The sequence below is a fragment of the Rhodohalobacter sp. genome (assembly GCF_034521535.1).
Lineage (GTDB): Bacteria > Bacteroidota > Rhodothermia > Balneolales > Balneolaceae > Rhodohalobacter.
This window is the reverse complement of the sequence record NZ_JAXHMF010000010.1, coordinates 185,176-208,354: the sequence shown is the minus strand read 5'-3', so window position 1 is coordinate 208,354 and position 23,179 is coordinate 185,176. Positions and strand designations below refer to the sequence as shown.

The window sequence follows — 23,179 nt, the reverse complement described above, 5'->3', positions numbered from 1 at the left end:
ATAAATAGAAAAAATCTAGAACTCCTGTTTATTGATCAAATAATAGGATAGGCCGGTAAACGGTACCATGGATGCCAGATAGTGCAATGAAATAGAGGTGAAATTTAAGCCCTCATCCACTGTAATTGATTCCGGATTAACAATAATCGAAAGCAACTCATAGGCCGGTCCAACACCGGGCACTACATAATTACCTGTTGTAATTGCTATAAAAAGCAGCTGAGATTCTATTCCTGAAGCAATAAACAGCTCCTCAGCTACCAACAAAAAAGTGGACAGTGCTGTAATGACATATCCGAGAAAGAAAGTAATCAGATAATTTTTAGTAACTATGGCAAGCAATAGAACAGTAACAAAATAGGGCAATACAAGTAGAGGAAGTGCAAGAATGCCCACCAGCAGTGTTCCGGGTACCCCGGCTCCTTTTACCAGGAAAAAGATAAGAACCAAGCCGGCTGTTACGATTGTATACAGTACGGTAACAATCATACTTCCGGCAAACGCCGAACCAAAAAACTGAGTGCGGGAAATTGGTTTCGAAAATAATAGGGACGCCCTCTCCGGCCGAAGATTTTCGATTAAAAAAGCTGGAAATGAAATTAAAACAATCAACCCAATTAAGGTTATATACGAAGTGACAATTTGCCACTGAGGAAGCATAAGATTACCAATTTGAATTGCGGCTTCCTGCTGATCAGAAATTATCGCATCACCATACCATAAAAGTAAAAGCACACATAAAAGGGTCATTGCCGGCCATGCCATCAGGATTTTATTCCGTAATAGCTGTATGGTGATAAATCGAGTCATAACACAGCCCCCTCTCCAAACTGTTCCAGGTAAAACTGCTCGACCGAACCAAACTTTTCTGCAATATGATTATTGGATGCACTTTTAAAAATATTACCATCCCGGATCAGGTGAATGGTATCGCAAATTTTATCAATGTCTGGCAATATATGAGTTGTTATCAAAACCGATATTTTTTCTTTCTCTTTCAGGCCCAGGAGAAAGTCCATCACCACTTTTTTCTGAACGGCATCCAGACCGTTAAAAGGCTCATCAAGGATATACAATCTTCTTTCAGTTAAAAAAGTATGGAGGAGCGCTGTGGTTTGACGCATTCCTTTTGACAGTTCTTTAATCTTTTTATCGAGAAAGTCCGCCTTTAATTTTTGAGCAAGGCTGGTAATCCTATCTTCCAGATATTCACGATCCGTAATCTCTATACTGCCAAAATCTAGCAACATCGTTTTCACGCTCACATCATCCGGAAACGAAAAAACCTCCGGCAGGTATGATACTGCCTTCCTTGCTGATTTATCTCTGTGATCGATCCCATTAATCTGAATATACCCTTCTGACAAAAACCTCAGATCAAGAATTGCTTTCAGAAATGTTGTTTTTCCTGAACCGTTGGGACCTAAAATCGCAGAAAAATTACCCTGCTCAAGATTAAACTGTTCGATCTCCAATCGGAATGGGCGGCTCTTCCTATTTTTAGAGTAAGCCTTCACAACTTTTTCTGCTGTAAGAATATTCATTTTTTAAGAATAATAACTATTCAGTACCACTAAAAACATAGCGCACAATGGGCATGCAAAATAACGTCGATTTTGTTTTTAATGTACTTCAGAAACCGTCCAAACGAAACCGGCAGCCGACTGCAATGCAAGTCCTACGTAATGTGCATGTTTAGGGCGTACCTTTTATAGATTGAACCCAAAATTAATTTGAGGCATTAAAGGCCAAAATCCGCTATTCCCATTTGAATCAAAGTAAAATTGAGGACCTACATCTACCAATAAATGAAAATTGCCGAAAGACCGCTGTATACCCCACGTTGGTCCAATCGCAAAATCGTAATTCGCTTTGCGAATAAAATTATCGTCAATAGACTTTCCTCTGGTTCTAAATCTTATGGAGATAAAATTTCCTGAGTTATCATCAGTAACTTTATTTTTATTTGCTCTTTTTTGAAGATTATAGAATCGTTTCCACTGCAAGTCGGCAAAAGGAGCAATAGCATATAAACCACCCGTTTGGAAAGACGTTGTGCTCAAGTTCGGATAAGAACCACTATACCCAACTCCTATGTTTATTGAGAAGGTGGACTCAGAGGTAATCGTATGTTCATACTCAAAACCCGGGTTTATAAAGTTCGTCCGCCAAACTTTTTGTGTTTCTTGAGCGCTCACTTTAATTGATGATATTAGTAATAAAATGATGAATAACAATTTCTTCATTCCGGATGAATTTTTGATTTAGGATTGTAAAGTGTGGGTTAAGCCTTATAACGGTTTGGCAATTCTGCTGCAGGGCAATCAACTCAAAAGTCGTGCAATCAACACGAACCCGTCAACAGGAATTGCTAGTTATGTTTTGAATTTACTGGATTTCGAGCTTTACTTTTTTACCCAACGCTTGTGCATATTTGGTAAGCGTAGAAAGCTTAATATCTTCAGCATGGTTTTCCATTCTGGAAATCACAGACTTCGTTGTATTTAGTTTTTCAGCGACATCAGCCTGAGTTACACCCATATTTTCTCGAGCCTGACGAAGAATCACTCCGATTTTAAAATTCAGATATCCTTCCTCAAAATTCTCCGCAAACTCGGAACTTGCCGCTTTCTTCTTATCGATAAAAATTTCTAAATCATCTTTACTCATTGTTCTTTCCTCCGGTAATAATCACGTTTCCGCTCTTCAGCCGTTTCAATTTCCTGTTTTGGAACCTTATTTGTTTTCTTGGCAAACCCACTGGTCAATACAATCAGTTTTGGACCGTCAAAAAAGCCCAGTAATCGAAACGTATTGTTTCCAAGAGTTGCCCGAACTTCCCAAATATCGTCCGTGCTTTTGAGCTTTTTTAAATACTGCGTTGGCACTTGTTCAAGATCCCGAACTACTCGCAATGTCCAGGCAATCTTTTTGGATTGCTTATCAGGAAGATCTTTTAAAAAATCTTCCACCGGGCAATTGTCGGATTCGGTCCTGTAGAATTTAATAACGCGCATAAGTTAAGGTTAGCATATATGCGAACATTGTCAAGTGGAAAATTTCGAGAGAAAGGAGAAAGGATATCTTACATTGATGAGTATCCTATTGAGAAACATAACGACATTGCGCATAAGCTGCGTGCACCAGCGCGATGAAATTGTTTTCAAATGAAAGAGTAACTATAAAAATGGAAGCTGGCAAGAATTGGCGAGGCACGTCCGGTTTACGGCCGTGGCCGGGCACAGAGGTCTTATCATTAATAAACGGCTATTTTTTTTAAACAAGTAACAGCGTTAAATCAAAGCCTCGTCACGTCCGGTATAATATTAAGCCATTGTTCTAGAGCTAGTTCTTTAGTCTGTCTATTCAATTACTTCCATTACTATTCCGCCGTATTGATAAACACCTTTGGAAGTCCATCTAAAAATCGTAAAATTATTTTCAATTCAAGTTCACTTTCAAGGCCGGTAAGTATATTTTCGAATATGACGAATTTCTGGATATTCCATTCATATCGATCGTTCATTGGTTTCCAGTCAAGTTGTCTCGAAACAATGTTGAATCTTTATCCTCTGAGTTCAAGTAATAAGTGCAACACGACGAAATAATCCTGAGGGGCGCGCCCTCGGTTTTTGCGGCCCAGCGCTCTATGTTCGTGTTATCATGCCGGAGAGGTGCAGAACAGACTTTGACCTACAAGATCGCCATAGATGAAAGCTCTGCTCGAGGCAGGCCGCTGAAAAACTAAAATCGGGTTATATGGCGCTATATGATAGGATCGATAACAAGAATTTGCTTAGCATCTATTTTCCTTACACAATTCTTCTCGAAACTTCTGCAATGGTTCGCAATGATCTTTGACAGTACAGCTAACAAAATCTCCATTTGAACTGAACTCTATATCACAGCAAATAGTAAATAGATCATGTAGTTTTTCTCGTCCTCTCTTGATGCGCATTTTAGTAGCCGAGAGCCCAATGTTTAGCTTCTCTGCAATTTCTTTTTGAGGAAGCTCTTTAATATCACTCATCAGCAACGGACGGCTATAGGTATCTGGCAGCAACTTAATCATGGGAATAAGAAAATCAACTTCAGATAACGGAGGCGCCTCTACCGTGGTTGAATTTGTCGAAAAATTGCTGCGGATATCCTCAACCGGACTATTATTTTTATAGCGATAATAGTCGGCCACTACATGACGGGTTGTTTGGAAAAGCCAAGCCTTTACGTTCTGGATTTTCCGATTCTCATCATCTGCTTTAGCTAGTCGATACATGACTTCCTGTGTCAAATCTTTAGCAATATGGGGATCGCCTACTTTTTTCGATATATAATTATTCAAGTAAGAATAAAATTCCTTTGCCGTGCTACTGATATCCAATGATTGATCATCCATGATTAGAAATTATCTAATTAAAATATCAGGTTAAAAATGTGGCCGGAAAGAATCATACCAACTGCAAAGCAAACAGAATACTTTATAAGACCCTAATTTTAAACTATCCCAGGTTTCCAACCAGGAACCTCCAGCTTCTTTGTGATCGTACAAAACAAGATAGTCTAGATCACTCCTTCGCAAATAATAAGCAACAGATAACCCCGCTTGCCCACCACCTATTATGATAGTATCATAAATCTTCATAAACTTCTTTTTCACTTACATTACAAGGTTAAATAAATAACCTGACAAGATCATTCCTATTCCAATGGTGGTGAAAAATGCAACAATCAATTTTTTCTTCATCACTTTTTTTAACAAAAGAGCTTCTGGAAGTGACAGGCCTATCGAAGCCATCATAAAAGCAATTGCGGTACCAAGAGGAACTCCTTTATTAACCAGTGATTCTATAACTGGCAGAACCCCAACCGCATCAATATACAGCGGAATAGCAAGCACAACCGCAATGGGTACGGCAAAAGGGTTGCTTTCTGAAATATAATTTTCGAAAAATGATTGTGGAACATAGCCGTGAATAAACGCTCCAATGGCGATGCCAACAAAAATATAGGGCATTAAATTTTTTGTTGTCTGTAAGGCTTCTGCATTTATTTCAGGTATCCGCTTAAGAAATGATCGCTCATCGTCTTTAACCTGGGTGTTATTTTTATCTAGATCCTGCAACCAATCGGCTACATATTTAGCCATACCCAGCTTTTCTAATATAATACCGCCCAATATCCCCAATAAAATTCCTGATATAATATAGATGACTGTAATTTTCCACCCATAAGTCACCCAAAATAGAGCAATTGCTATTTCATTAACTAAAGGAGAAGTAATTAAAAAAGACAGAGCTATACCCACCGGTATTTTTGCCTGCATCATGCCCACGAATAGTGGAATAGAAGAACAGGAACAAAAAGGGGTAATAGCGCCTAATGCCGAGGCCATAATATTCCCCACCCCCGTTTTTTTATGCCTTTCCAGATATTTCCTGATTTTATCCATTGGCAAATAGCTGGTCACAATACCCATAATGTATGTAACCAAAATCACCAGTACAGATATCAAAATAAATGTAGTGATAAAATATTGCAGGGCTGTAGAAAACAGCCCTGCTTTTTCCAATCCAAGCAAACTATAGACAATATAATCTGCAAAACTCGAAAAGAGATTAGTCAATTGTTCCATTGTTAGCGTGCTCAATTATTGATTCAAAATTGACAATATTTCTTTATCAGATGACAATTTTTTATAGTCATAAACTTCTCCGTCCACTACCAACGAGGGAAAGGCCGTAGTACCATATTTAGCTGTTTCTTGTATGTCTGATAACTCTTCAATCGATATTTCTATGCTGTTTTCAGCAGCAATTTTTTTGATTCGTTCTTTAATTGGTGAACCACTTGCGCAGCATGATGATTGCAAAATTTTAACGTCAGTACTCATAACAAGTTAATTTGTTTAATTAGAGATTATTATGTCGTTGAGATATTGTAGTCGCAGAAAGGGCCGAAAAGTCACAAAAAACTTTATAGCATCAACTTTTAGAAAAGCTAAAAGCGTTTATAGTTCTAAGAAATGGACTATGACTTGATATAGAATAGTTTTAGATCGTAATGAAATGTCTACCCGCTAAAGCTTAAAAATTACTTAAGAGTCTGTAATAGAAGAGCAAGGCCTCTTAAGTTCTATAATGCTTTTTACATTATATTATTTTGCTATCCCTATATTAAGCTATATAACATGTAATTACTCAATTTAAGCTTAGCTCTTAAACCGGTTATATAATAGTTGAGTGCCTCTAATTCAGCAATTAGAAATACCATCTGGTTAAATAAAAATCCCGAATGTTAAATAATGGGGTGAAAAAAATATTTTTTAACCAGTCATTCAGGTTTACACAGCTTAAACAGCTTGATCAAACGATCCGCCTGCCATCCCTCCTGAAATTTCGTTATTATCTGAAGAATAAATCACTCAACCAAAAATCAGTTTTAACAGTATGAAAATTACAATTCAACGCCTGAACGATGATGTCCACATGGAAGCTAAAAATGAGGACGGAGCAACCCTTCAGATGGATGGCTCGGATGACATTGGTGGCATTAACGGTGGCTTCAGGCCCATGCAGATGCTTCTGGCGGCCGCAGGCGGGTGTTCAACAATCGATATCATCGGGATCCTGAAAAAGAAGCGCCAAAATCCGGAAGACATTCAGATTGAAGTAACCGGCGAACGAATCAAAAAAGGAACCTACACAGAGTTCTCAGAAATTCACCTGCACTACATCTTCAAAGGCGATCTGGATCAAAAACAGGTAGAAAAAGCCATAGATCTTTCACTCGGCAAGTACTGCTCCGTTACCAAAACCCTGGAGAAGACAGCAAAAGTGACAAGTAGTTTTGAAATTAAGAAATAGATCTGAGACTTGAGACCTGAGATTTGAGGCGCGACGTGTCCCTCTTTGAAGGGGGCAATGGGGGATGAAAAGATTTTCATTCAAAGCCAAAATTGAATGTTTACAACCAATAAAGAAGTAGATCTGAGATTTGAGGCCTCATAATTCTTCAATTGATATGAGAAACAAATTTCCCCTCCTTTTCAAGGAGGGGATTAAGGGGAGGTTAAAAAAGTGGCAACTGTTTACAATTTATTTTTGCCTGTACAAAAATCATTTCAGCAAAAGCTACTGTGATTGAAACTTGAGTAATAGAGACTGATTACCACTCAAAGAATCATCCCCCTAAATCCCCCTTCAAAGGGGGAATTTCTAACATTTCACTTTTCAAATTACATTACTCAAGCTCAATAATCATCGCTTCCAGCGCATCCACTTCGAGCACTTCTCCGAGTTGAACGGTTTGATCGTTTGCAACATCATACCCTTCGGTGTGTCCATCGATCAGTTCTGAGAATCGGTTCAGGTCCAACTCTTGGGCCTCTTCATTCGCGTTCAGAACCACCATCACCGTCTCCTCATCATTATGTCGGAAATAGACGTAGACATTATTCTGTGGGAGAAAATGTGTCAGTTCTCCGTTATGAATCACATCTTTGTCCTGGCGCCAGTTTGCAACGCGGGTCAAAAACTCATGTGACTCCACCACAGGAAATCCGGTCTCCTCAGCCAGTTCCTGCCGGCCCTCAGCCGTAAATCCATCGATCGCATCTTCCTCCCAACCGCCGGGAAAGTCTTTTCGCTTCAGTCCGTCGGGGCCGCCGCCGGTCATCAGAATTTCATCTCCGTAGTAGAGCTGCGGAATGCCGCGTGTAGTCAACACAAAACTAAGTGCAATTTTAAATTTCCCGTAGTCTTCACCCAATACAGAGAAAATTCGATCCAGATCGTGGTTGCCGGGGAAAATCACGTTCAGATTGGGATTCGGAAACAGAAAGTCCTGACTCAAAATATCATACAGTTTGTAAATCCCGCGATCCCAGGCTGCATCTTCATTCAGGCCTGACGCAATTGCATCATAAAGTGGGAAATCGGTTACGCTGGGCAGATAGCTCTCATACCCGTCCGGGCTCGGAAAACCGGTCTGCCAATAGGCTGTTGCCGGAGGATTGGACATCCATGCCTCGCCCACCATATTAAAATCGGGAAACTCCTCCAGCACGCGGCGACTCCATTCTGCCATATACTCCTTGTAAGGATACGGATGAGTATCCATACGAATTCCGTCAATTCCGGAATACTCGATCCACCACAATGTATTTTGAATCAGGTAATTCGCCACCAGTTCATTTCGCTGATCCATGTCGGGCATATCCTTCACAAACCACCCTTTCACCATGGCACTTTGATCAAAATCAGAAGCATAAGGATCCATCACCGTTGATGCACGATAGTTGGTTGTTCCAACCTCTTCTAAGTCGTGTACCCAGTCAGATGTTGGCTGATCTTTTACGAACCAGTGCTCGGTTCCCACGTGGTTGTGAATCATATCCATGATCACTTTCAATCCCATATCGTGGGCTTTATCGATCAGCTCCAAGTATTTTTCATTGGTTCCAAATCTGCGGTCCACGCGATACATATCGGTCGCGGCATACCCGTGATACGCACCGTACTCCGGCGGCATATCGTTTTCGATGATAGGTGTAAACCAAACTGCGGTCATACCAAGATTGTCCAGGTAGTCAAGATTGTCGATCACACCCTGAATGTCGCCTCCGTGTCTGGCATTCGGATTATCCCTGTTCACGCCTTCAAGCATGCCCGGAATGTTATCATTTTCGGGATTACCGTTGGCAAATCGATCCGGCATCAAAAGGTAGATCAAATCGGTTGAATCGAAACCCTGATTGCGGTTCGGATCGCTGCTTCGCTCTCTAATTTCGTATGGATGGGTGTAGGAGTACTCTCCCCGGTTAAATTCCAGCTCCACGGTTCCCGCCTCCGCCTCATCGTGAATTCGAAGTGTAACAAACTGATAATTAGGATTTTCAACCAGAGTAATGCGCTCAATGGTTACACCCGGATAGTCTACGGATGGAATTGCGGTCTGTATATTGTCTCCATAAACCAGCAGCTGCACTTCAGGCTCCTGAAAACCAATCCACCAGTTTTCCGGCTCAACCCGGTCTATTTGAATTGACTGAGCAACCAGTACAGGAACACAAAAGATGAATAATAAAAGTGATGATATAGCCTTTGAAATTCTCATAGAAGTATAATTAAGTAGCAGTTGGTTTAACCTGTAGTTTTCATACATCTCATGCAAAATAGTAAAAGGTAGGATATGTATAAAAAAACCCGCACGGATTTCCATGCGGGTCAATAATCTACGTATAAACGTATTATCTAAAATTGATTGTGATTAAACAATCTTTGTAACCAATTCTGCCGTACGTGCTGAGTAACCGGCTTCATTATCGTACCATCCAACAATTTTCACAACTTTTCCATCTACTTTCGTAGACAAGCTATCGAAAATGCATGAATGTGGATTTCCAACGATGTCGGTAGAAACAAGCGGCTCATCACTAAATTCAAGAACGCCTTTCATCTCACCTTTAGCAGCTTTTTTGAACGCTTCCTGAACTTGCTCTTCGGTTACGTCTTTACTCACAACAGCGGTAAAGTCTGTAAGTGATCCGTCGGGCACAGGTACTCGAACAGCCATTCCGTCCAGTTTACCATCCAGATGAGGAAGTACAAGTCCTACAGCTGCAGCGGCGCCTGTTGTTGTTGGCACGATGTTAGCGGCCGCGGCACGGGCTCTGCGAAGATCTTTGTGAGGACCGTCAACGATCTGTTGATCGCCGGTGTAGGCGTGAATCGTTGTCATAAATCCTTGCTCTACTCCAAACGCATCATCCAGAACCTTCACCATAGGAGCGAGGCAGTTTGTTGTACAGCTCGCATTTGAATATACGGTTTGGCTTTTATCAATCTCACCGTCATTTACGCCAATTACAATGGTTTGAAGATCGCCGCTACCAGGTGCAGAAATAATTACTTTCTTTGCACCGGCTTCAATATGCTTGGCAGCGCCTTTGTCATCACGAAATATTCCGGTTGACTCAACAATGACTTCAGCTCCGCGCTCGCCCCATTTCAGATTTACGGGATCACGTTCAGCAGTTACACCAATTTTACTTCCGTTAATTACGATGTTATCACCATCGGCATATACTTCGCCGTCAAATTTCCCGTGAACAGAATCGTACTTAAAAAGATGTGCAAGTGTTTTGGTATCCGTCAAGTCGTTAATTCCTACAACTTCAATCTCATCACTCTGATATTTTAGGATAGATCGCATAACCAGTCGGCCGATCCGTCCAAACCCATTAATTCCAACTTTTACTTTAGCCATAAAATTTTACTCCTTTTCATTTTAAATTATCTGCTTGTTTGCAGTATTTATAACAATAAAATAACGGTTTAGATTCACTCAATCCATTATTTCATCAAAGTTACGCTCCTCATTTTTAATAATTTACGATGGGAGCGCTTTTTCAAATTCAAGATCATACTTTCTAAGCAAAGATTTTGGTTAGAGTGAGAAAATAATTTTGGCTGTGTTGATTTTTTTGTCAAGTGAATGACTTGGTGATACTGTAACAAGTTGAAGCTCAGGCGTCTTCTCTCAAGGATTCATCTTCTTCATGGCATTTCAAAGATGAAACGGAAAGCTGTGACATTCCACCTCTCGCAGGCTTTCAGCCTGCTATCTGATTTGATGAATCTATTGACGAGGGGCTGTGCCCCACGCTGAGTTGTTTTACACTTACAGCCTACAAATCGATATAAAAAATCACATAAATCTACATTAAAGAACCAGCATTTTAGACCGTAGATTTTGATTCGTTCTGTAAATCCCACAAAAAAAGCCTTTGATTACTTCAAAGGCTTTTCTGAACTACTATAATTTGAAATAGCTTAACTAGTCAAGATCGATGTCATCGGGAATATCTTCATCATCACCTGAGATCAGATCATCCACATCATCAACATCAGAATCGTCTTCCTCATCATCCTCAACTACAGGAGTTACCTGTTTTTTAATCTGTGCTTTTGCACCGGCACGCTTCAGCTGCATTGCAATATCTGAATTGTCATTGTCCAGAGCGATGTGCAAGGCCGTATCGCCGTTTTTATCCTTAAGACGTACGTTTGCACCCTGTTCAATCAAATACTTTACTACATCGGTATTCCCTTCACGTGCAGCCAGCATCAAACCTGTCTGTCCCCAGCGCTGCTGAGCATTTACATCAGCTCCGGCCTCAACCAGTAGTTTTACGACAGAAAGATTGCCTTCCCGGGCCGCAACAATCAGTGCCAGACCACCAATGGGTGTTCCGTTTTCCAGGAGGTATTTCATGATATCTATGCTCCCATTCTCTGCAGCTCGATTCAGGGCCGTTCCACCCATTTTCGTTTGTACCGCAGGATCTGCACCCTGTTCAATCAAATACGTTACAATATCAAGATGACCATTTTCGGCGGCATAGATCAGGGCAGTATTGCCATTCTTGTGCGTCTCGTTCAAATCCGCACCTTTCTTATGATGATTTTGAACCTCGTTCAAATTCCCATTTCGTGCGGCCTGTAATAGTGGCGAAAGCTCCATAATGATGGTTTAATAGTTTTAAAAAATGCGTTTTAATAAAAAATTTTGTCCCGGTTAATTCTGAACAGTATATCTAAAATAAATCACATTAAAGCAACAGCGATTTCCCTGAAAAGAGGGATTAAAATCAGGATTATAGAACACTTCATTTAAAGAAATATTTTAATGAAACCTCCCGGTGTCCAAATCAATTCAGTTGAACGGATGTGTCGTATCCGTTTAAGAAATCAACTCCGGACAGCCGTTTTGTACCCGGCAGTTGAAGCTCCAGAAGTTCGAGTAATCCGTCACCGCACTGAACATACAGCCTGTTGTCAAGATCAACAAGCTGTCCCGGTTTCGCGTTTGATGTTTTGGGGCCCGGCTTTGATCTGTGAATATTGAGTTTCTGATCACCAAACTTGCACCACGCAGTCGGGAAAGGGTTCAGCCCGCGAATCAAATTATGTACATCCTCGGCAGATTGATTAAAATCAATCTTGGTATTCTCTTTAAATAACTTTGGAGCCGGAGTTGCCTCCTCGTGCTTCTGAGGCTTTCCCTCTGTAGTTCCTTCTGCAATCTGATCCACCGCATCTTTCAGCAGCTCTGCACCTTTATCTTTCAAACGATTATAAACATCACCGGTTGTTTCCATAGGCCCAATATCTGTTTTGAACTGCGCTATGATCTCACCGGTATCCACTTTTTCATCCAGGAAAAATACCGAGCACCCTGTCTCCTCTTCTCCCTTAATAATTGCCCAGTGAATTGGCGCCGCACCGCGATATTTGGGCAGTAAAGACGCGTGTAAATTGATAGAGCCAATGGTGGGAATGGATAAAATATCATTCGGAAGAATGCGGAAGGCAACCACTACCAGTAAATCCGGTTTGAGCCGTATCAGTTTCTCAGCAAACTCATCCGACTTTGGATCTTCAACATCAATGGTCGGGTAATCCAGATCCATCGCTTTTTTCTTCACTACTGTGGGCTGAGGCTTTCCACCCCTGCCGCGCCGCTTATCCGGATTGCTGGCAACAGCTACAATTTCATGTTCCGATTTATGAAGAGCTTCGAGAGAAGGAATCGCAAAGTCGGGCGATCCCATAAACACGATCCTTAATTTTTTCATTTTACCGGCTCACTTTTTTGGAACTACGGGATACTCGATTTTAAGCGTGCCTTTATCAATCTTTTTAAGAAGTGACTTGTGCAAACGCTTTTTAAATGCACTAAGGTAATCCAAAAAAAGAACTCCCTGAAGGTGATCATACTCATGCTGAATCACCCTCGATTCCCAGCCTTCTGCTTCAATATGTTTTGTATTGAGGTCGCGGTCAAGATACTCGATCGTTACTCTTTCGGGCCGAACCACATCATCCCGAACATCGGGAATACTCAAACAGCCCTCTTCCATCTTCACTTTTTCGCCGGCGGTTTCCACAATTTCTGGATTGATGATAACCAATGGCCCGCGACTTGTCTCGTCTTCAAGCTCATCCGTGATGCCATCGACGTCCATCACAAAAAGCTGAATCTTCTCACCGATTTGAGGTGCGGCAAGCCCAACCCCCTGAGAGTTGTACATCGTATCAAACATATCATCGATCAGGGTTTGAAGCTCTTGGGTGTTTTCTTCTACCGGCTTGGTTTTTTCACGCAAAACCGGGTCGTTATAGGTCACAATGGGTAAAACAGACATAGATAAATTATAATTCTGGATATGCTTCTAAAAACTCTTGTAAAATAAGGGCTGCAGCAGCCTGATCCAACCTGCCTTTTTTTTCGCGACGTTTTCTGGACACACCGGCCTCTTTCATCGCTTCCATTGCATGTTTAGTCGAGTAGCGCTCGTCCATCTTGTGGATCTCGATATCCTTATATCGTTTTATCAGATAGTTGTAGTACTCCTGTGCCATCTGTGTAGCGTTGGTTGGCTCTCCATCCGGAGTTAACGGCCATCCCACCACAATAGCAATTACAGGTCCCTCTTCGTTGATCTGTCTTTCTATTTCGATAAAAGAGTCCTCGGGTGAAAATGTTGCCACGGTATTCGCAACTGTTCTTAAAAGATCAGTTCTGGCTATACCAACCCGTTTTCCGCCAACATCTATCCCGAGGATTCTGCCAAAATTAGCCAATCACCTATTTGTTACTTTTTTTCTTTACTTCTTCAAGCGGCTGCTTCAAGAATTTTTTCAAACGCTTACTTGGTTTGAAATGAGTTTTTCGGTGTGCAGGCACATAAATCACTTCGTTGGTTTTAGGATTTCTGGCCTTTGGTTTGGCTTTGGTCTCCTTAACTTCAAATACACCGAAGTCTCGAAGTTCAATCCGGCAAGTCGGATCTGCAGCAAGCATTTTACTTCTTAGAGCATCTATCACAGCATCTACCCACGGTTCGGACTGATTGAGCGGTACGTCCATTTGGTCGGCTACTGTTCGCACGATATCACGTTTTGTATAAGTCACCATCTTTTTTCTTGTTTGTTTGTTTTCACTCCAAATACATCAATTACAATGTATTATATATTTAAGCAATTATTAATAAAAGATTTGAAAATAAAAATAGGTGAATCAAACATATTTCTATACGTAAAAACGCCTACTGCACGTAGTCGTTACTCTGACGCTACTCGTAGCGCGTCACATTTTTAATGCCCTCTATTCTCTCCAGACGGTTTATTATCTCTTCAAGATGTTTTAAATCGCTGACATAGATGGTGAGAATTCCGTCAAACATTCCTCCCTCACTGCTTACGTTGATACTCTTCATATTGGTTTTCAACGACTTTGAAAGGATCTCCGTGATATCGTTCACTAAACCAACCCGGTCCTCTCCAATAACCCTAATCGCACCTAAGAATTGATCATCAATATTTTTAGCCCAGCTCACATCAATAATTCTTTCACTATCGGTACGAATTAAGTGGTGAGCGTTTTTACAGTTTGATCGATGTACTTTTACGTCACCGTTCCGGCTTATAAATCCGATCACCTCATCTCCGGGAATCGGGTTACAACAGTTTGCATAGTTATATTTAATACCGCTTAACTCACCCTCTACCAAAAGAGCTTTTGAATCTCCGACAGAACGTGCTGTGGAAATATATTTCTCCTGAAGTTCATCTTCATCAACGGTTGTCTCATCTTTTTCATCAGACTCAATTCTGCCTTTGCTTTTCAGCTCTTTAACAACTTTGTAGAGGTCTTTAACATCAAATACACCCGCTCCAATCTCATAAAACATCTCCTGAGTGTTCTCAAATTTGAAGCGATGAGCAACCTTCATCAAATCCTGATCGGTAATCTCTATCTTTCCTTTGGCTGCCTTTTTCTCCCAGAGTTCACGGCCCTCTTCAGCAACTTTCAACTCTTTCTGTTTGATAAACTGGCGCAGCCGGGCTCTTGCTTTGTGCGTAACCACATCTTCGATCCAGTCGGCGTTCAGGTTAATTTTGTTGCCCGTTATAATTTCAACCTGATCTCCACTGTGTAACTTTTGACGCAGAGGAACCATCTTTCCGTTGATCTTCGCCGCAACTGCACGTTCACCGATTTCACTGTGAATTTCAAAAGCAAAGTCGATACAGGACGCGCCTTTAGGCAATGTCTTCAATTCACCCTGAGGCGTAAATACATAAATTTCGTCCTGGTACAGATTAAGCTGAAAATCTTTCACAAAATCTGTGGCGGCATCCGGACGTGGGCTGTCGAGAACATCTCGCACCCAGTGAACAAACTTATCCAGTTCTGCACTGCCGCCGCTGGAACCTTCCTTGTACTTCCAGTGGGCCGCTACTCCGTGTTCGGCAATATCATCCATTTTCCGGGTTCGTATCTGAACCTCAACTTTACGCCCCTGTTTGGTAATTACTGTGGTGTGAAGGGATTGGTAACCGTTCGCTTTGGGAACAGAAATAAAATCACGAAATCTTTTGGGAATAGGAGTATACCAGTCCGTAATAACAGAATAAACCCGCCAGCAATCCTCTTTTTGATGAGGATCTTCCAAGATAATGCGTATCGCAAAAAGATCGTAAATCTCCTCGAAAGGTTTCTGCTGAGCCTGCATCTTCCTGTAGATGGAGTAGATATGTTTTGGCCGGCCTTTAATTTCGAAGTTGAAATCCTGTTCCTTCAGCTCATTTTCAATAGGATCCATAAACTGCCGGATAAATTCTTCCCGCGCATTCTTCTTCTCCTTCAGTTTGCGAACTATAAATTTGAACGAGTTCGGATCAATTACCTTAAAGCATAAATCTTCAAATTCATTTTTGATTTTAAAAAGCCCGAACCGGTGAGCAAGTGGAGCATAGAGCTCCATCGTTTCAGTCGCTTTCTTAAGCTGCTTTTGTCGCGGAAGTGCAGATATGGTCCGCATATTGTGCAAACGATCGGCAAATTTAATCAACACCACCCGAATGTCCTCCGCCATGGAGAGGATCAGTTTCATAAAGGTTTCTGCCTGCTTGGTGTCCCGGCTTTCAAAAACACCTGAAATCTTCGTCACGCCATCGATGAGGTTCATCACCACAGGACCAAAAACTTCTTCAGCCTGGTCTAGAGTAACGGAGGTATCTTCAACCGTATCATGAAGAAGTGCGGCTGTAACCGATTCGTCATCAATATTGAAATCGCCGGCCATAATCTTGGCAACTTCAACCGGGTGCAGGTAATAAGGTTCACCGGACGCCCTCTTTACATCCTGATGCGACAGGCAACAGAGCTTAAAAGCTCTTGTAATAAGCTCTTCGTCAACTTCATCCAGAGAAGCATGGCATAGATCCAGCAGTTCAGTCAGCTCAGTTTTTTGCTGCTTATCGAGATCGAACATTTCGATCTGCTCGCGGATATCTGTATCCACTTTTGCCATAGACGGTTACGCTTGTATTAATTTGTTATTGGTAAACATTACGTAAATGAAAACAGTTCATAAACGGTAAAATACAGAAATTTCAAAAAGACTCTGCACCTATAAATAACGAACTAAAATCTAAAGATGATACCCAGCGAAAACCTTTCTGAATCTTTCATATCAATATTTTGGGGATTGATTAACTGAACAAAGCGATATTCAAAGAACGGCTTTATGTAGGGGATGATAGATAGTTCTCCGCCAAAAAATAGATTCCAATATAAGTTCTCTTCATTTATACCTCTTAGCTGATTGGGTCGGGGTGCATTACGTGCTGTCTCCAATTCAGAGCTGTCAATACCAAGACCAATACCGGCTACGGGATCCACCGGTCCCAACTTGATACCGGCAATAATGGCTGCACCAATATCGAAAGCGGATTTTTCTTCAAATACTTCTGATACCAAACCGTTTACGGTGTAACTCCTTTTCCGGGTATCAGAAAAATAGCTTCCATGGGCACGAACTTTCAGATCTGCTACCGGTGGTAAATTTATTATTCTGTACTCCAGGCGAAGTCCGTATCCGTGTGTGGGCTCTTCACTGCGAATATCCAGTCCACCTCCTATTCCAATCTGAGCCAAACTTTTTTCCGGTAATGAGAGGATACTCAACCCTGACAAACAAAAGGCACAAAAAACTATTTTGAATGGATACATCTTGCGATCCGGTTAAAGGAAAGTTAAGTAGACAATATTAAATAAAGAGAGAATGCCAACCAATATAAACTGAGTATGTGGCAAGATCTTCAGTTTAAAAAGAAGATCTCCCATTGAGGGGAGTACTCTCTGAAGCTTTAGCGAAGGAGAGGGAGGGGTGTAAATCCCTCTGCTTACTTCTATTCCGTGTTTTTCCGTGTTTCCGTGGCTGTAAAGAAAAATGAATTGATCTATGATTTTGTCTGTGCAACGTTATCCCACAACATCTAAAAAGGGGAAATCTAGAAAGATGTTTTTTGGTTTTTCCATAGATAGAGTAAAGATCCAAATCTTCATACCAAAATCACTTAACTAATTTGAGTTCGATGTAAATACTTTGGATTTGGTAAAGAGTGTCCCCCTTTTGAAGGGGGACTTTGGCGTCACTTCCATATCTCGAACTCACGTTAATTATCTCACTGTAAAAGTGCAGACGATAAGAAGAATCTATCTGCCAAAATCATCTTCCACCCTTACAATATCATCCTCATCAGATGGATGTTCGGGATCAGTATGCTGCCAGATTTCAGCGATAATGGCCCAGTTATCCAGCCCGACCAATCGGTGCCTTTCACCTTGAGCCAGCCGTACGGTATCCCCGAGTTCCAAAGTTTTTGCCGGTGTCTGTTCATCGGTTTTACTGACCACCACACCTGCCTTGCCGTCAATCACTTTCCAGATTTCTGAGCGCCGGTGATGATACTGCCAGCTCAATCTCTTTTGAGGGGCCACCATCAGGAGCTTCGGGCTCAGCTTATCAAACTTTGAAAAATCATCCGTGTCTAATTCCGGGAAAAACTCAGAGATGAACGCTTCAGACTGCTCCTCATCGATAACAAAAAATCCACCCCAAGGCCGGCTTTTATCAGATGCTACGATCGAAAAGTTACTGTTCTTGAGAATGCCCTCAGCTTTATTAAAAGCTTCTTCCTTTGTTGATACCCTGTTTTTATCAGTCAATGTCCTATTTCTATTTACAATCTTCGGTTAATGGTATAGTAATCAAAAATGTAGTCCCCTTATCCTTCTCACTACTAACATCGATTACTCCATTATGAAGATCAACAAAATATTTTACGATCGCCAAACCAAGTCCTGTACTTTTCTCTCCCGAAGTTCCACCGGTTGACGCAGAAGTACCGTTTTGAAACAGATCCGAAGCCGTATCTTCATCCATGCCTACACCGCTGTCTTCAACTTTAAGCTTTATTTCACCATCCCTCAATTCAATTTCTCCCCGAACCTGTCCGCCTGATCTTGTGAATTTAATCGCGTTGGACAGCAAGTTGCCGTAGATCTGTTCAAATTTATCTTTGTCAATACAAACCATTTCATCAGCATCTAAGCTTATGTTCAAGTCCACACTTTTCGACTTTGCTACGGGTTGATACAGCCTTTTCATTGACTCAGTGACTGCTTTCAGATCTACTTCAGTGGAGTTTAACGTAAAACCTTTCGACTCCATCAGGGAGTAACTCAATATTTCGTCAATCATATGATTGAGCTGCATCGCGCTCTGCTCCATGAGTTCGATCATCTCTGCTTCTTCATCTCCTTCAACCAATTCACTGAGCATATTGCTCATACCGATAATACCGTTTAGCGGAGAGCGCATATCATGGCTAAGCATTTTCATCAATTTCAGCTTGTGCTCATTCAGTTCCTTAAGCTTGTGGTTTTGCTTACGAAGCTCCAGGCGCGCCATCACTTCTCCTGCCAGAATTTGTAGCTGTTTTTTCTGCTTTTCAGGCATTTCTCTCTCTTTATAGTCCAGCACACAGAGAGCACCGATAGCGTAGCCATCCGGGTCTAAAAGTGGAGCTCCCAAATAGTATCTCAGATTTGGATGTTCTTTCACATACGAAAAATCCTTAAATCTAGAATCCTCAGTCAAATTTTTAATTTCAAGAACTTCATTTTTTTGAATAGTGTATTGGCAAACGGTAATATTTCTGGGAACTTCACGTGTCTCCTCAGACATCCCGTGAATAGACTTAGCCCACTGCCGACTTGTATCTATTAGGTTAATTCTGGCAATGGGTGCATCACATAAGTCTGCTGCAAGTGTGGTCAAATCGTCAAACTTCTCTTCAGGAGCCGTATCCAAAACGGAGTAGGCATGAAGTGCTTCAATTCGCTTTTGCTCAGATTCGTCTACTGTTTTGCTGACAGCCATTTTTAAGTATTAAGTTTGTTCCGCGTTTTCTGTCTGCAGAACTTTTTTCAATTCCGTGAACGTAATCGGTTTCACCATGTAGCTTAAATAATCGGTCTCGTCTGCTTGCTTTCTATGGTAGTCGTCTGAATTACCTGTAATGTAAATGACAGGCACGTCTCTGTTTTCTTGTACCTTTTTCACTACATCTATCCCTGAAATACCTGCACCAAGAAAAATATCTACAAGCATGAGATCCGGCTTAAAATCCACAATTGTTTCAAGTGCCTTTTCTCCGGTATGAGCTTTTTTAACTTCCTTATAACCAATTTTCTTTAACATAATTTCAAGGCTCAAGGCCAGAATCATGTCATCCTCTATTATTAATACTCGCATATCTATTCGCTTATGAATAATCTTTAATTAAATATTGAACTCTGCTCTTCTGTAAGGGAGCTGCTAGAGCCTTTTACATCCATCTGCTCAAACTCAATGGCCAGTCGGCTTACTCCATTGTTGCTAACATTCATTTTACCGTGTATTTGTGATAAAAAGATGCTGATAAGTAAACTTGGGAATGATTCCACTTCTCCGTTCCGCTCAAATAACTCTGTACTGATCGCATCGCCTTCAAAAACCAATACAAGGTTGTTCTGATCTTTTTCTAATAAAACTTTCAGATTACGCCCATTTGGATGCTGCGAAAACACGATGTTCATCAATTCATTAACAGCCAAACCAAGCGGAACGGCTTGATTTAAATTGAGAATAATCGGTGTGGCATCAACCGTGATATCCAGCTCGTCAGACTCCGTTAATCCTTTTTGCGGCAACGCCTCCATGATTGTTCTGAGATAATCATCAAACTTAATACTAACCATGCTTTCATTGCTGTAGAGGTTCTCATGGATTTTAGCAATAGAGAAAATCCGGCTGCGAATATCGTTTAATTTATTTTGAACTTTTGCATCGCCCTCCTCCATGATCTGCAAATCAATCAGTCCGGCCATTACGGCAAGATTATTCTTCACCCTATGGTGAACTTCCTGCAGTAAAATCTCTTTTTCACCCAATGACTTCTGAAGATCTATTTCCATTTTTTTCTGTTCAGTCAAGTCTACATAGATCACGTAGGCTGCCACAACTTCTTTTTCATGGATAATTGGAATAGCACTCATCAAAACAGTGAGCTTCTCCCCGGTTTCTGTAAACCTTTCCACCTCGTCGGTATACGACTGTCCTGAAAATACCTGTTCACTGATCTTTTGGGCATCTCCCAGCTCGTCTCCTTCAATCAATAGCCGATGGACATCTTTTCCTACGGCTTCCAGTTTGTTATAACCATACAGCTCGGTAAAACTGTTGTTGATCTTAACAATTTTGTTATCCGGGCTGAACATTGCCATCGGTAACGGAGAGCTTTCAAAAAGCTGAGAAAGCATATCGTAGTTCTTATCTTTCTCTTTCTCAATATCCACCAGATCGGTCACATCCGTTCCTGTGCCAACGATAAATTCTCCTTTATCCGTTGTGAATCTATTGGCGAGCAAGTGGTAAACTCTTATGCCGTCGTTCTTGGATATTACTTTTGATACAATGTGGGTAGAACCATCTTCGAAGGCATCTTCTATAGAGTTAATAATTTTTTCATGTTCATCTTCCGGAAAATAGAGAAGCGCATTATTCGACTCTATCTCTTCGGGTGAATATCCAAGATCATCAAAAAAGGCATCATTGTACCTTACAATGTCCATCTCCTTGTTCAATACATAAAAGGTACCCGGAATACTGTTAATGATCGCTTCGGTGAATATTTTTTCGTGTTTGAGATTAATTAAAGTCTCTTTCTGTTTAGAAATATCTCTGAACGTGTTTAACGATCGCAGTTCGCCATCTTCATTTTTGTATAAAACAGAAGATGACTCTACGACAAGCTCTCTTCCATCTTTATGCTTATAGATTTTTTCACCTTCATAAAAGGATTTCTTCTCCCTTACTTTGTGCGCCTTTTGGTTTACTGGGTGATTCCAATCCATCACAATTTCCCTTCCTCCCTCAATCAGTTCACGTTTGGAGTACCCAAGAATCTTGCAGGCGGCAGGATTGGCATCATAAATATCTCCTTCCGGTGATGAGATAATGATTCCGGCCAGCGAGTTTTTGAACTGTTGGGTATACCTTTCCTGTGTTTCCCTCAAGGCACGTACAACCCTCATATTTTTACTCACATCTTCAAAAAAGACAAGCACACAGTTTTCTTCACTGTCAAGTAGTGAAACCGTTAGTTTACACCAGCTTTTTTTAGGGAATTGTTTATCATCGGGACAGGGCATGGTGAGTTCGAAGGTGCTTTTTACTCCATCAAAAACTTCCCGCATTCCAAAAACAATCTTCAGCGCGTAGTCGTCACCCTCTTTAACCGCTTTTTGGCAATGATCAAAATAGTTGCTCCCCGGTTGTGCCATACCGAGTTTATGAAAAGATTCTTTTCCATTGGCCCAGTTAGAATTGGTCGAGATAATTGTGCCGTCTTCTGCTACAATGGCGGCCGCTCCCGGCAACGCATTGAAAACAGCGTTTTCTAAATCCTTCATTTCTTGGAACTATTGATTTCTCACTCTTATTTATTTTCCTCAATCAAGATATAATCGATTTCGGAGATAAATAAGACGTCGAACACTTAAATTAAAAGTCGGTAAATAAGCGTAGAACTAACAACAAGATTCTGTTAAGAATACCTATGACGAAAAGTCGGGTTTGTATGTTTCGCCGTTCATTACTTTTTTAACTGCTTTTATAAACTCCTGCCGAGTTGGATCGCTGGAAATATAACCGTCAATTCCTTTTTTGAACAGAGGCAAAATGAGTTCTTCGGATTGATAGATGTGCAGGGCTAATATTTTTGCTGATGAATGGGTCTCTTTCAAATTTTCTATAACCCTGAACGCCGACCGCTCAAAATCCATCAAATCTATTACAATAAGAGTGTTTTCATCATTTTTCATGCTTGCCAACTCTTTGCATGAAACTAAATGAACCAGTACCGAATCATTATACTCTTCCCGTATAAGACTCTCGAAATGACTCGCCCGTGGCGTGTGTTCTGCAACAATGATGATATTTCTATTCCCCGTCTTCATTTAACATCAATCTATACAGAGTTATCTAAAGACGGTATTCGTGCAAAAGCTTAAAATAAAGACAGAGACATCCGTATTATCACCTACAGAAAAATTGGATTAATCACCTTTACCGGAAGAGATTAAGTTGTGTTGAAACGCATACTTCACCAAACCCGCCGTGTTTCTGGCGCCGGTTTTTTGCAAAAGATTTCGGCGATGAGCATCTACAGTTCTCGAACTGATAAATAACTTTTCAGCAATCTCCTGGTTGGTATGCTCTTGCACGATCAACTCAAGAACCTCCAGTTCCCTGTCCGTGATATGGATCGGATCGGGAGCGGTCGATTTCCCCTTCCCTTTCACCAGATCCATCATGATACTCTCTGTAGCTTCATCACTGAAGTAGTGCTTGCCCTCCATAATGGCATCAATCGCTGCTTTCAGCTCTTTTCTACCTGCACTTTTCATAATGTAGCCGGATGCACCCGCCTGAATCATCTGACGAATATGAAGATCATCATTGCTCATCGTAAGAGCGAGCACCTTTACATCCGGATACTCCTCTTTGATTTTTTTAGTGGCAGTTATTCCATCCATAATGGGCATATTAATATCCATCACAACGATGTCTACTAACTGATCTTTGAGAACTTCCAAGGCTTTCTCACCGTTTTCAGCCTCATCAACAACGTCGATTCCGGCCTGTGGTTCAAGCATGAGTTTTATTCCGTCCCGGACAATTTTATGATCGTCAGCCAGCAGTATTTTTACATTTGCCATA

At 41.1% G+C, this 23,179-nt stretch carries 25 protein-coding genes; 1 reads left to right on the top strand and 24 read right to left on the bottom strand.

Features of this window, described 5'->3' with window-relative positions:
• Positions 1-15 precede the first annotated feature (15 nt).
• From U5K35_RS19220 to U5K35_RS19185, 9 genes are all read right to left on the bottom strand, one after another.
• The gene (locus U5K35_RS19220; RefSeq protein ID WP_322573143.1) at positions 16-810 is read right to left on the bottom strand and encodes a hypothetical protein; all 795 of its coding nucleotides are present in this window, start codon (positions 808-810) and stop codon (positions 16-18) included.
• Positions 807-1,544, bottom strand: coding sequence for an ABC transporter ATP-binding protein (locus U5K35_RS19215; protein WP_322573142.1), 738 nt, complete (start codon positions 1,542-1,544; stop codon positions 807-809). Before U5K35_RS19215 ends, U5K35_RS19220 begins: the two co-directional genes overlap by 4 nt.
• A 165-nt stretch (positions 1,545-1,709) precedes the next feature.
• Positions 1,710-2,246 (bottom strand): hypothetical protein, encoded by a 537-nt coding sequence (locus tag U5K35_RS19210; protein ID WP_322573141.1) that lies wholly within the window; start codon positions 2,244-2,246, stop codon positions 1,710-1,712.
• Positions 2,247-2,388: 142 nt separating this feature from the next.
• Positions 2,389-2,670: a helix-turn-helix transcriptional regulator gene (locus U5K35_RS19205; RefSeq protein ID WP_322573140.1), complete on the bottom strand. Its 282-nt coding sequence runs from the start codon at positions 2,668-2,670 to the stop codon at positions 2,389-2,391.
• Complete coding sequence (locus tag U5K35_RS19200) at positions 2,667-3,017, bottom strand: type II toxin-antitoxin system RelE/ParE family toxin (RefSeq protein WP_322573139.1); 351 nt, start codon at positions 3,015-3,017, stop codon at positions 2,667-2,669. The genes U5K35_RS19205 and U5K35_RS19200 overlap by 4 nt, the downstream gene beginning before the upstream one ends.
• Positions 3,018-3,796: 779 nt before the next feature.
• A complete protein-coding gene (locus U5K35_RS19195; protein ID WP_322573138.1) occupies positions 3,797-4,396 on the bottom strand; it encodes a sigma-70 family RNA polymerase sigma factor in 600 nt (199 codons plus the stop codon).
• A 30-nt stretch (positions 4,397-4,426) separates the two neighbouring features.
• The gene (locus U5K35_RS19885; protein WP_416221678.1) at positions 4,427-4,642 is read right to left on the bottom strand and encodes an NAD(P)-binding protein; all 216 of its coding nucleotides are present in this window, start codon (positions 4,640-4,642) and stop codon (positions 4,427-4,429) included.
• Between the two features lie 15 nt (positions 4,643-4,657).
• Positions 4,658-5,632: a permease gene (locus U5K35_RS19190; RefSeq protein ID WP_322573137.1), complete on the bottom strand. Its 975-nt coding sequence runs from the start codon at positions 5,630-5,632 to the stop codon at positions 4,658-4,660.
• 15 nt (positions 5,633-5,647) lie between these two features.
• Positions 5,648-5,890 (bottom strand): thioredoxin family protein, encoded by a 243-nt coding sequence (locus tag U5K35_RS19185; RefSeq protein WP_322573136.1) that lies wholly within the window; start codon positions 5,888-5,890, stop codon positions 5,648-5,650.
• 556 nt (positions 5,891-6,446) lie between these two features.
• Here U5K35_RS19185 and U5K35_RS19180 point away from each other — a divergent pair.
• Positions 6,447-6,863, top strand: a complete 417-nt coding sequence (locus tag U5K35_RS19180) for an OsmC family protein (protein WP_322573135.1) — start codon at positions 6,447-6,449, stop codon at positions 6,861-6,863.
• Between the two features lie 376 nt (positions 6,864-7,239).
• Here U5K35_RS19180 and U5K35_RS19175 read toward each other — a convergent pair whose 3' ends face one another.
• The 15 genes from U5K35_RS19175 to U5K35_RS19105 form a co-directional block, all read right to left on the bottom strand.
• On the bottom strand, positions 7,240-9,114 hold the full coding sequence (locus U5K35_RS19175; RefSeq protein ID WP_322573134.1) for a glycoside hydrolase family 13 protein: 1,875 nt from the start codon (positions 9,112-9,114) through the stop codon (positions 7,240-7,242).
• Between the two features lie 153 nt (positions 9,115-9,267).
• A complete protein-coding gene (gap, locus tag U5K35_RS19170) occupies positions 9,268-10,266 on the bottom strand; it encodes a type I glyceraldehyde-3-phosphate dehydrogenase (protein WP_322573133.1) in 999 nt (332 codons plus the stop codon).
• Positions 10,267-10,836: 570 nt separating this feature from the next.
• Complete coding sequence (locus U5K35_RS19165) at positions 10,837-11,523, bottom strand: ankyrin repeat domain-containing protein (protein ID WP_322573132.1); 687 nt, start codon at positions 11,521-11,523, stop codon at positions 10,837-10,839.
• Between the two features lie 187 nt (positions 11,524-11,710).
• Positions 11,711-12,637: a methionyl-tRNA formyltransferase gene (gene fmt, locus U5K35_RS19160; RefSeq protein WP_322573131.1), complete on the bottom strand. Its 927-nt coding sequence runs from the start codon at positions 12,635-12,637 to the stop codon at positions 11,711-11,713.
• 9 nt (positions 12,638-12,646) lie between these two features.
• Positions 12,647-13,207, bottom strand: coding sequence for a peptide deformylase (gene def / locus U5K35_RS19155; RefSeq protein WP_322573130.1), 561 nt, complete (start codon positions 13,205-13,207; stop codon positions 12,647-12,649).
• A gap of 7 nt (positions 13,208-13,214) precedes the next feature.
• Positions 13,215-13,646: a Holliday junction resolvase RuvX gene (gene ruvX, locus U5K35_RS19150; protein ID WP_322573129.1), complete on the bottom strand. Its 432-nt coding sequence runs from the start codon at positions 13,644-13,646 to the stop codon at positions 13,215-13,217.
• A gap of 4 nt (positions 13,647-13,650) precedes the next feature.
• Positions 13,651-13,980, bottom strand: coding sequence for an HU family DNA-binding protein (locus U5K35_RS19145; RefSeq protein ID WP_101073114.1), 330 nt, complete (start codon positions 13,978-13,980; stop codon positions 13,651-13,653).
• Between the two features lie 157 nt (positions 13,981-14,137).
• Positions 14,138-16,381 (bottom strand): bifunctional (p)ppGpp synthetase/guanosine-3',5'-bis(diphosphate) 3'-pyrophosphohydrolase, encoded by a 2,244-nt coding sequence (locus U5K35_RS19140; protein WP_322573128.1) that lies wholly within the window; start codon positions 16,379-16,381, stop codon positions 14,138-14,140.
• 113 nt (positions 16,382-16,494) lie between these two features.
• Positions 16,495-17,007: a hypothetical protein gene (locus tag U5K35_RS19135; RefSeq protein ID WP_322573127.1), complete on the bottom strand. Its 513-nt coding sequence runs from the start codon at positions 17,005-17,007 to the stop codon at positions 16,495-16,497.
• A gap of 561 nt (positions 17,008-17,568) precedes the next feature.
• Positions 17,569-18,081, bottom strand: a complete 513-nt coding sequence (locus U5K35_RS19130) for a phosphoheptose isomerase (protein ID WP_322573126.1) — start codon at positions 18,079-18,081, stop codon at positions 17,569-17,571.
• A 10-nt stretch (positions 18,082-18,091) separates the two neighbouring features.
• Positions 18,092-19,297, bottom strand: a complete 1,206-nt coding sequence (locus U5K35_RS19125; protein ID WP_322573125.1) for a GAF domain-containing sensor histidine kinase — start codon at positions 19,295-19,297, stop codon at positions 18,092-18,094.
• 9 nt (positions 19,298-19,306) lie between these two features.
• Positions 19,307-19,672: a response regulator gene (locus tag U5K35_RS19120; RefSeq protein WP_322573124.1), complete on the bottom strand. Its 366-nt coding sequence runs from the start codon at positions 19,670-19,672 to the stop codon at positions 19,307-19,309.
• 23 nt (positions 19,673-19,695) lie between these two features.
• Entirely contained in the window at positions 19,696-21,870 is a 2,175-nt protein-coding gene (locus U5K35_RS19115) for a PAS domain S-box protein (protein WP_322573123.1), read from the bottom strand.
• A 144-nt stretch (positions 21,871-22,014) separates the two neighbouring features.
• Positions 22,015-22,416: a hypothetical protein gene (locus U5K35_RS19110; protein ID WP_322573122.1), complete on the bottom strand. Its 402-nt coding sequence runs from the start codon at positions 22,414-22,416 to the stop codon at positions 22,015-22,017.
• A 99-nt stretch (positions 22,417-22,515) separates the two neighbouring features.
• Entirely contained in the window at positions 22,516-23,178 is a 663-nt protein-coding gene (locus U5K35_RS19105; RefSeq protein ID WP_322573121.1) for a response regulator transcription factor, read from the bottom strand.
• Position 23,179 lies beyond the last annotated feature (1 nt).

What these genes read in the sequence shown, in the direction of transcription:
- U5K35_RS19220 (WP_322573143.1), bottom strand. Translation starts at nt 810, where the DNA reads ATGACTCGATTTATCACCATACAGCTATTACGGAATAAAATCCTGATG.
- U5K35_RS19215 (WP_322573142.1), bottom strand. Translation starts at nt 1,544, where the DNA reads ATGAATATTCTTACAGCAGAAAAAGTTGTGAAGGCTTACTCTAAAAAT.
- U5K35_RS19210 (WP_322573141.1), bottom strand. Translation starts at nt 2,246, where the DNA reads ATGAAGAAATTGTTATTCATCATTTTATTACTAATATCATCAATTAAA.
- U5K35_RS19205 (WP_322573140.1), bottom strand. Translation starts at nt 2,670, where the DNA reads ATGAGTAAAGATGATTTAGAAATTTTTATCGATAAGAAGAAAGCGGCA.
- U5K35_RS19200 (WP_322573139.1), bottom strand. Translation starts at nt 3,017, where the DNA reads ATGCGCGTTATTAAATTCTACAGGACCGAATCCGACAATTGCCCGGTG.
- U5K35_RS19195 (WP_322573138.1), bottom strand. Translation starts at nt 4,396, where the DNA reads ATGGATGATCAATCATTGGATATCAGTAGCACGGCAAAGGAATTTTAT.
- U5K35_RS19885 (WP_416221678.1), bottom strand. Translation starts at nt 4,642, where the DNA reads ATGAAGATTTATGATACTATCATAATAGGTGGTGGGCAAGCGGGGTTA.
- U5K35_RS19190 (WP_322573137.1), bottom strand. Translation starts at nt 5,632, where the DNA reads ATGGAACAATTGACTAATCTCTTTTCGAGTTTTGCAGATTATATTGTC.
- U5K35_RS19185 (WP_322573136.1), bottom strand. Translation starts at nt 5,890, where the DNA reads ATGAGTACTGACGTTAAAATTTTGCAATCATCATGCTGCGCAAGTGGT.
- U5K35_RS19180 (WP_322573135.1), top strand. Translation starts at nt 6,447, where the DNA reads ATGAAAATTACAATTCAACGCCTGAACGATGATGTCCACATGGAAGCT.
- U5K35_RS19175 (WP_322573134.1), bottom strand. Translation starts at nt 9,114, where the DNA reads ATGAGAATTTCAAAGGCTATATCATCACTTTTATTATTCATCTTTTGT.
- gap (WP_322573133.1), bottom strand. Translation starts at nt 10,266, where the DNA reads ATGGCTAAAGTAAAAGTTGGAATTAATGGGTTTGGACGGATCGGCCGA.
- U5K35_RS19165 (WP_322573132.1), bottom strand. Translation starts at nt 11,523, where the DNA reads ATGGAGCTTTCGCCACTATTACAGGCCGCACGAAATGGGAATTTGAAC.
- fmt (WP_322573131.1), bottom strand. Translation starts at nt 12,637, where the DNA reads ATGAAAAAATTAAGGATCGTGTTTATGGGATCGCCCGACTTTGCGATT.
- def (WP_322573130.1), bottom strand. Translation starts at nt 13,207, where the DNA reads ATGTCTGTTTTACCCATTGTGACCTATAACGACCCGGTTTTGCGTGAA.
- U5K35_RS19145 (WP_101073114.1), bottom strand. Translation starts at nt 13,980, where the DNA reads ATGGTGACTTATACAAAACGTGATATCGTGCGAACAGTAGCCGACCAA.
- U5K35_RS19140 (WP_322573128.1), bottom strand. Translation starts at nt 16,381, where the DNA reads ATGGCAAAAGTGGATACAGATATCCGCGAGCAGATCGAAATGTTCGAT.
- U5K35_RS19125 (WP_322573125.1), bottom strand. Translation starts at nt 19,297, where the DNA reads ATGGCTGTCAGCAAAACAGTAGACGAATCTGAGCAAAAGCGAATTGAA.
- U5K35_RS19120 (WP_322573124.1), bottom strand. Translation starts at nt 19,672, where the DNA reads ATGCGAGTATTAATAATAGAGGATGACATGATTCTGGCCTTGAGCCTT.
- U5K35_RS19115 (WP_322573123.1), bottom strand. Translation starts at nt 21,870, where the DNA reads ATGAAGGATTTAGAAAACGCTGTTTTCAATGCGTTGCCGGGAGCGGCC.
- U5K35_RS19110 (WP_322573122.1), bottom strand. Translation starts at nt 22,416, where the DNA reads ATGAAGACGGGGAATAGAAATATCATCATTGTTGCAGAACACACGCCA.
- U5K35_RS19105 (WP_322573121.1), bottom strand. Translation starts at nt 23,178, where the DNA reads ATGGCAAATGTAAAAATACTGCTGGCTGACGATCATAAAATTGTCCGG.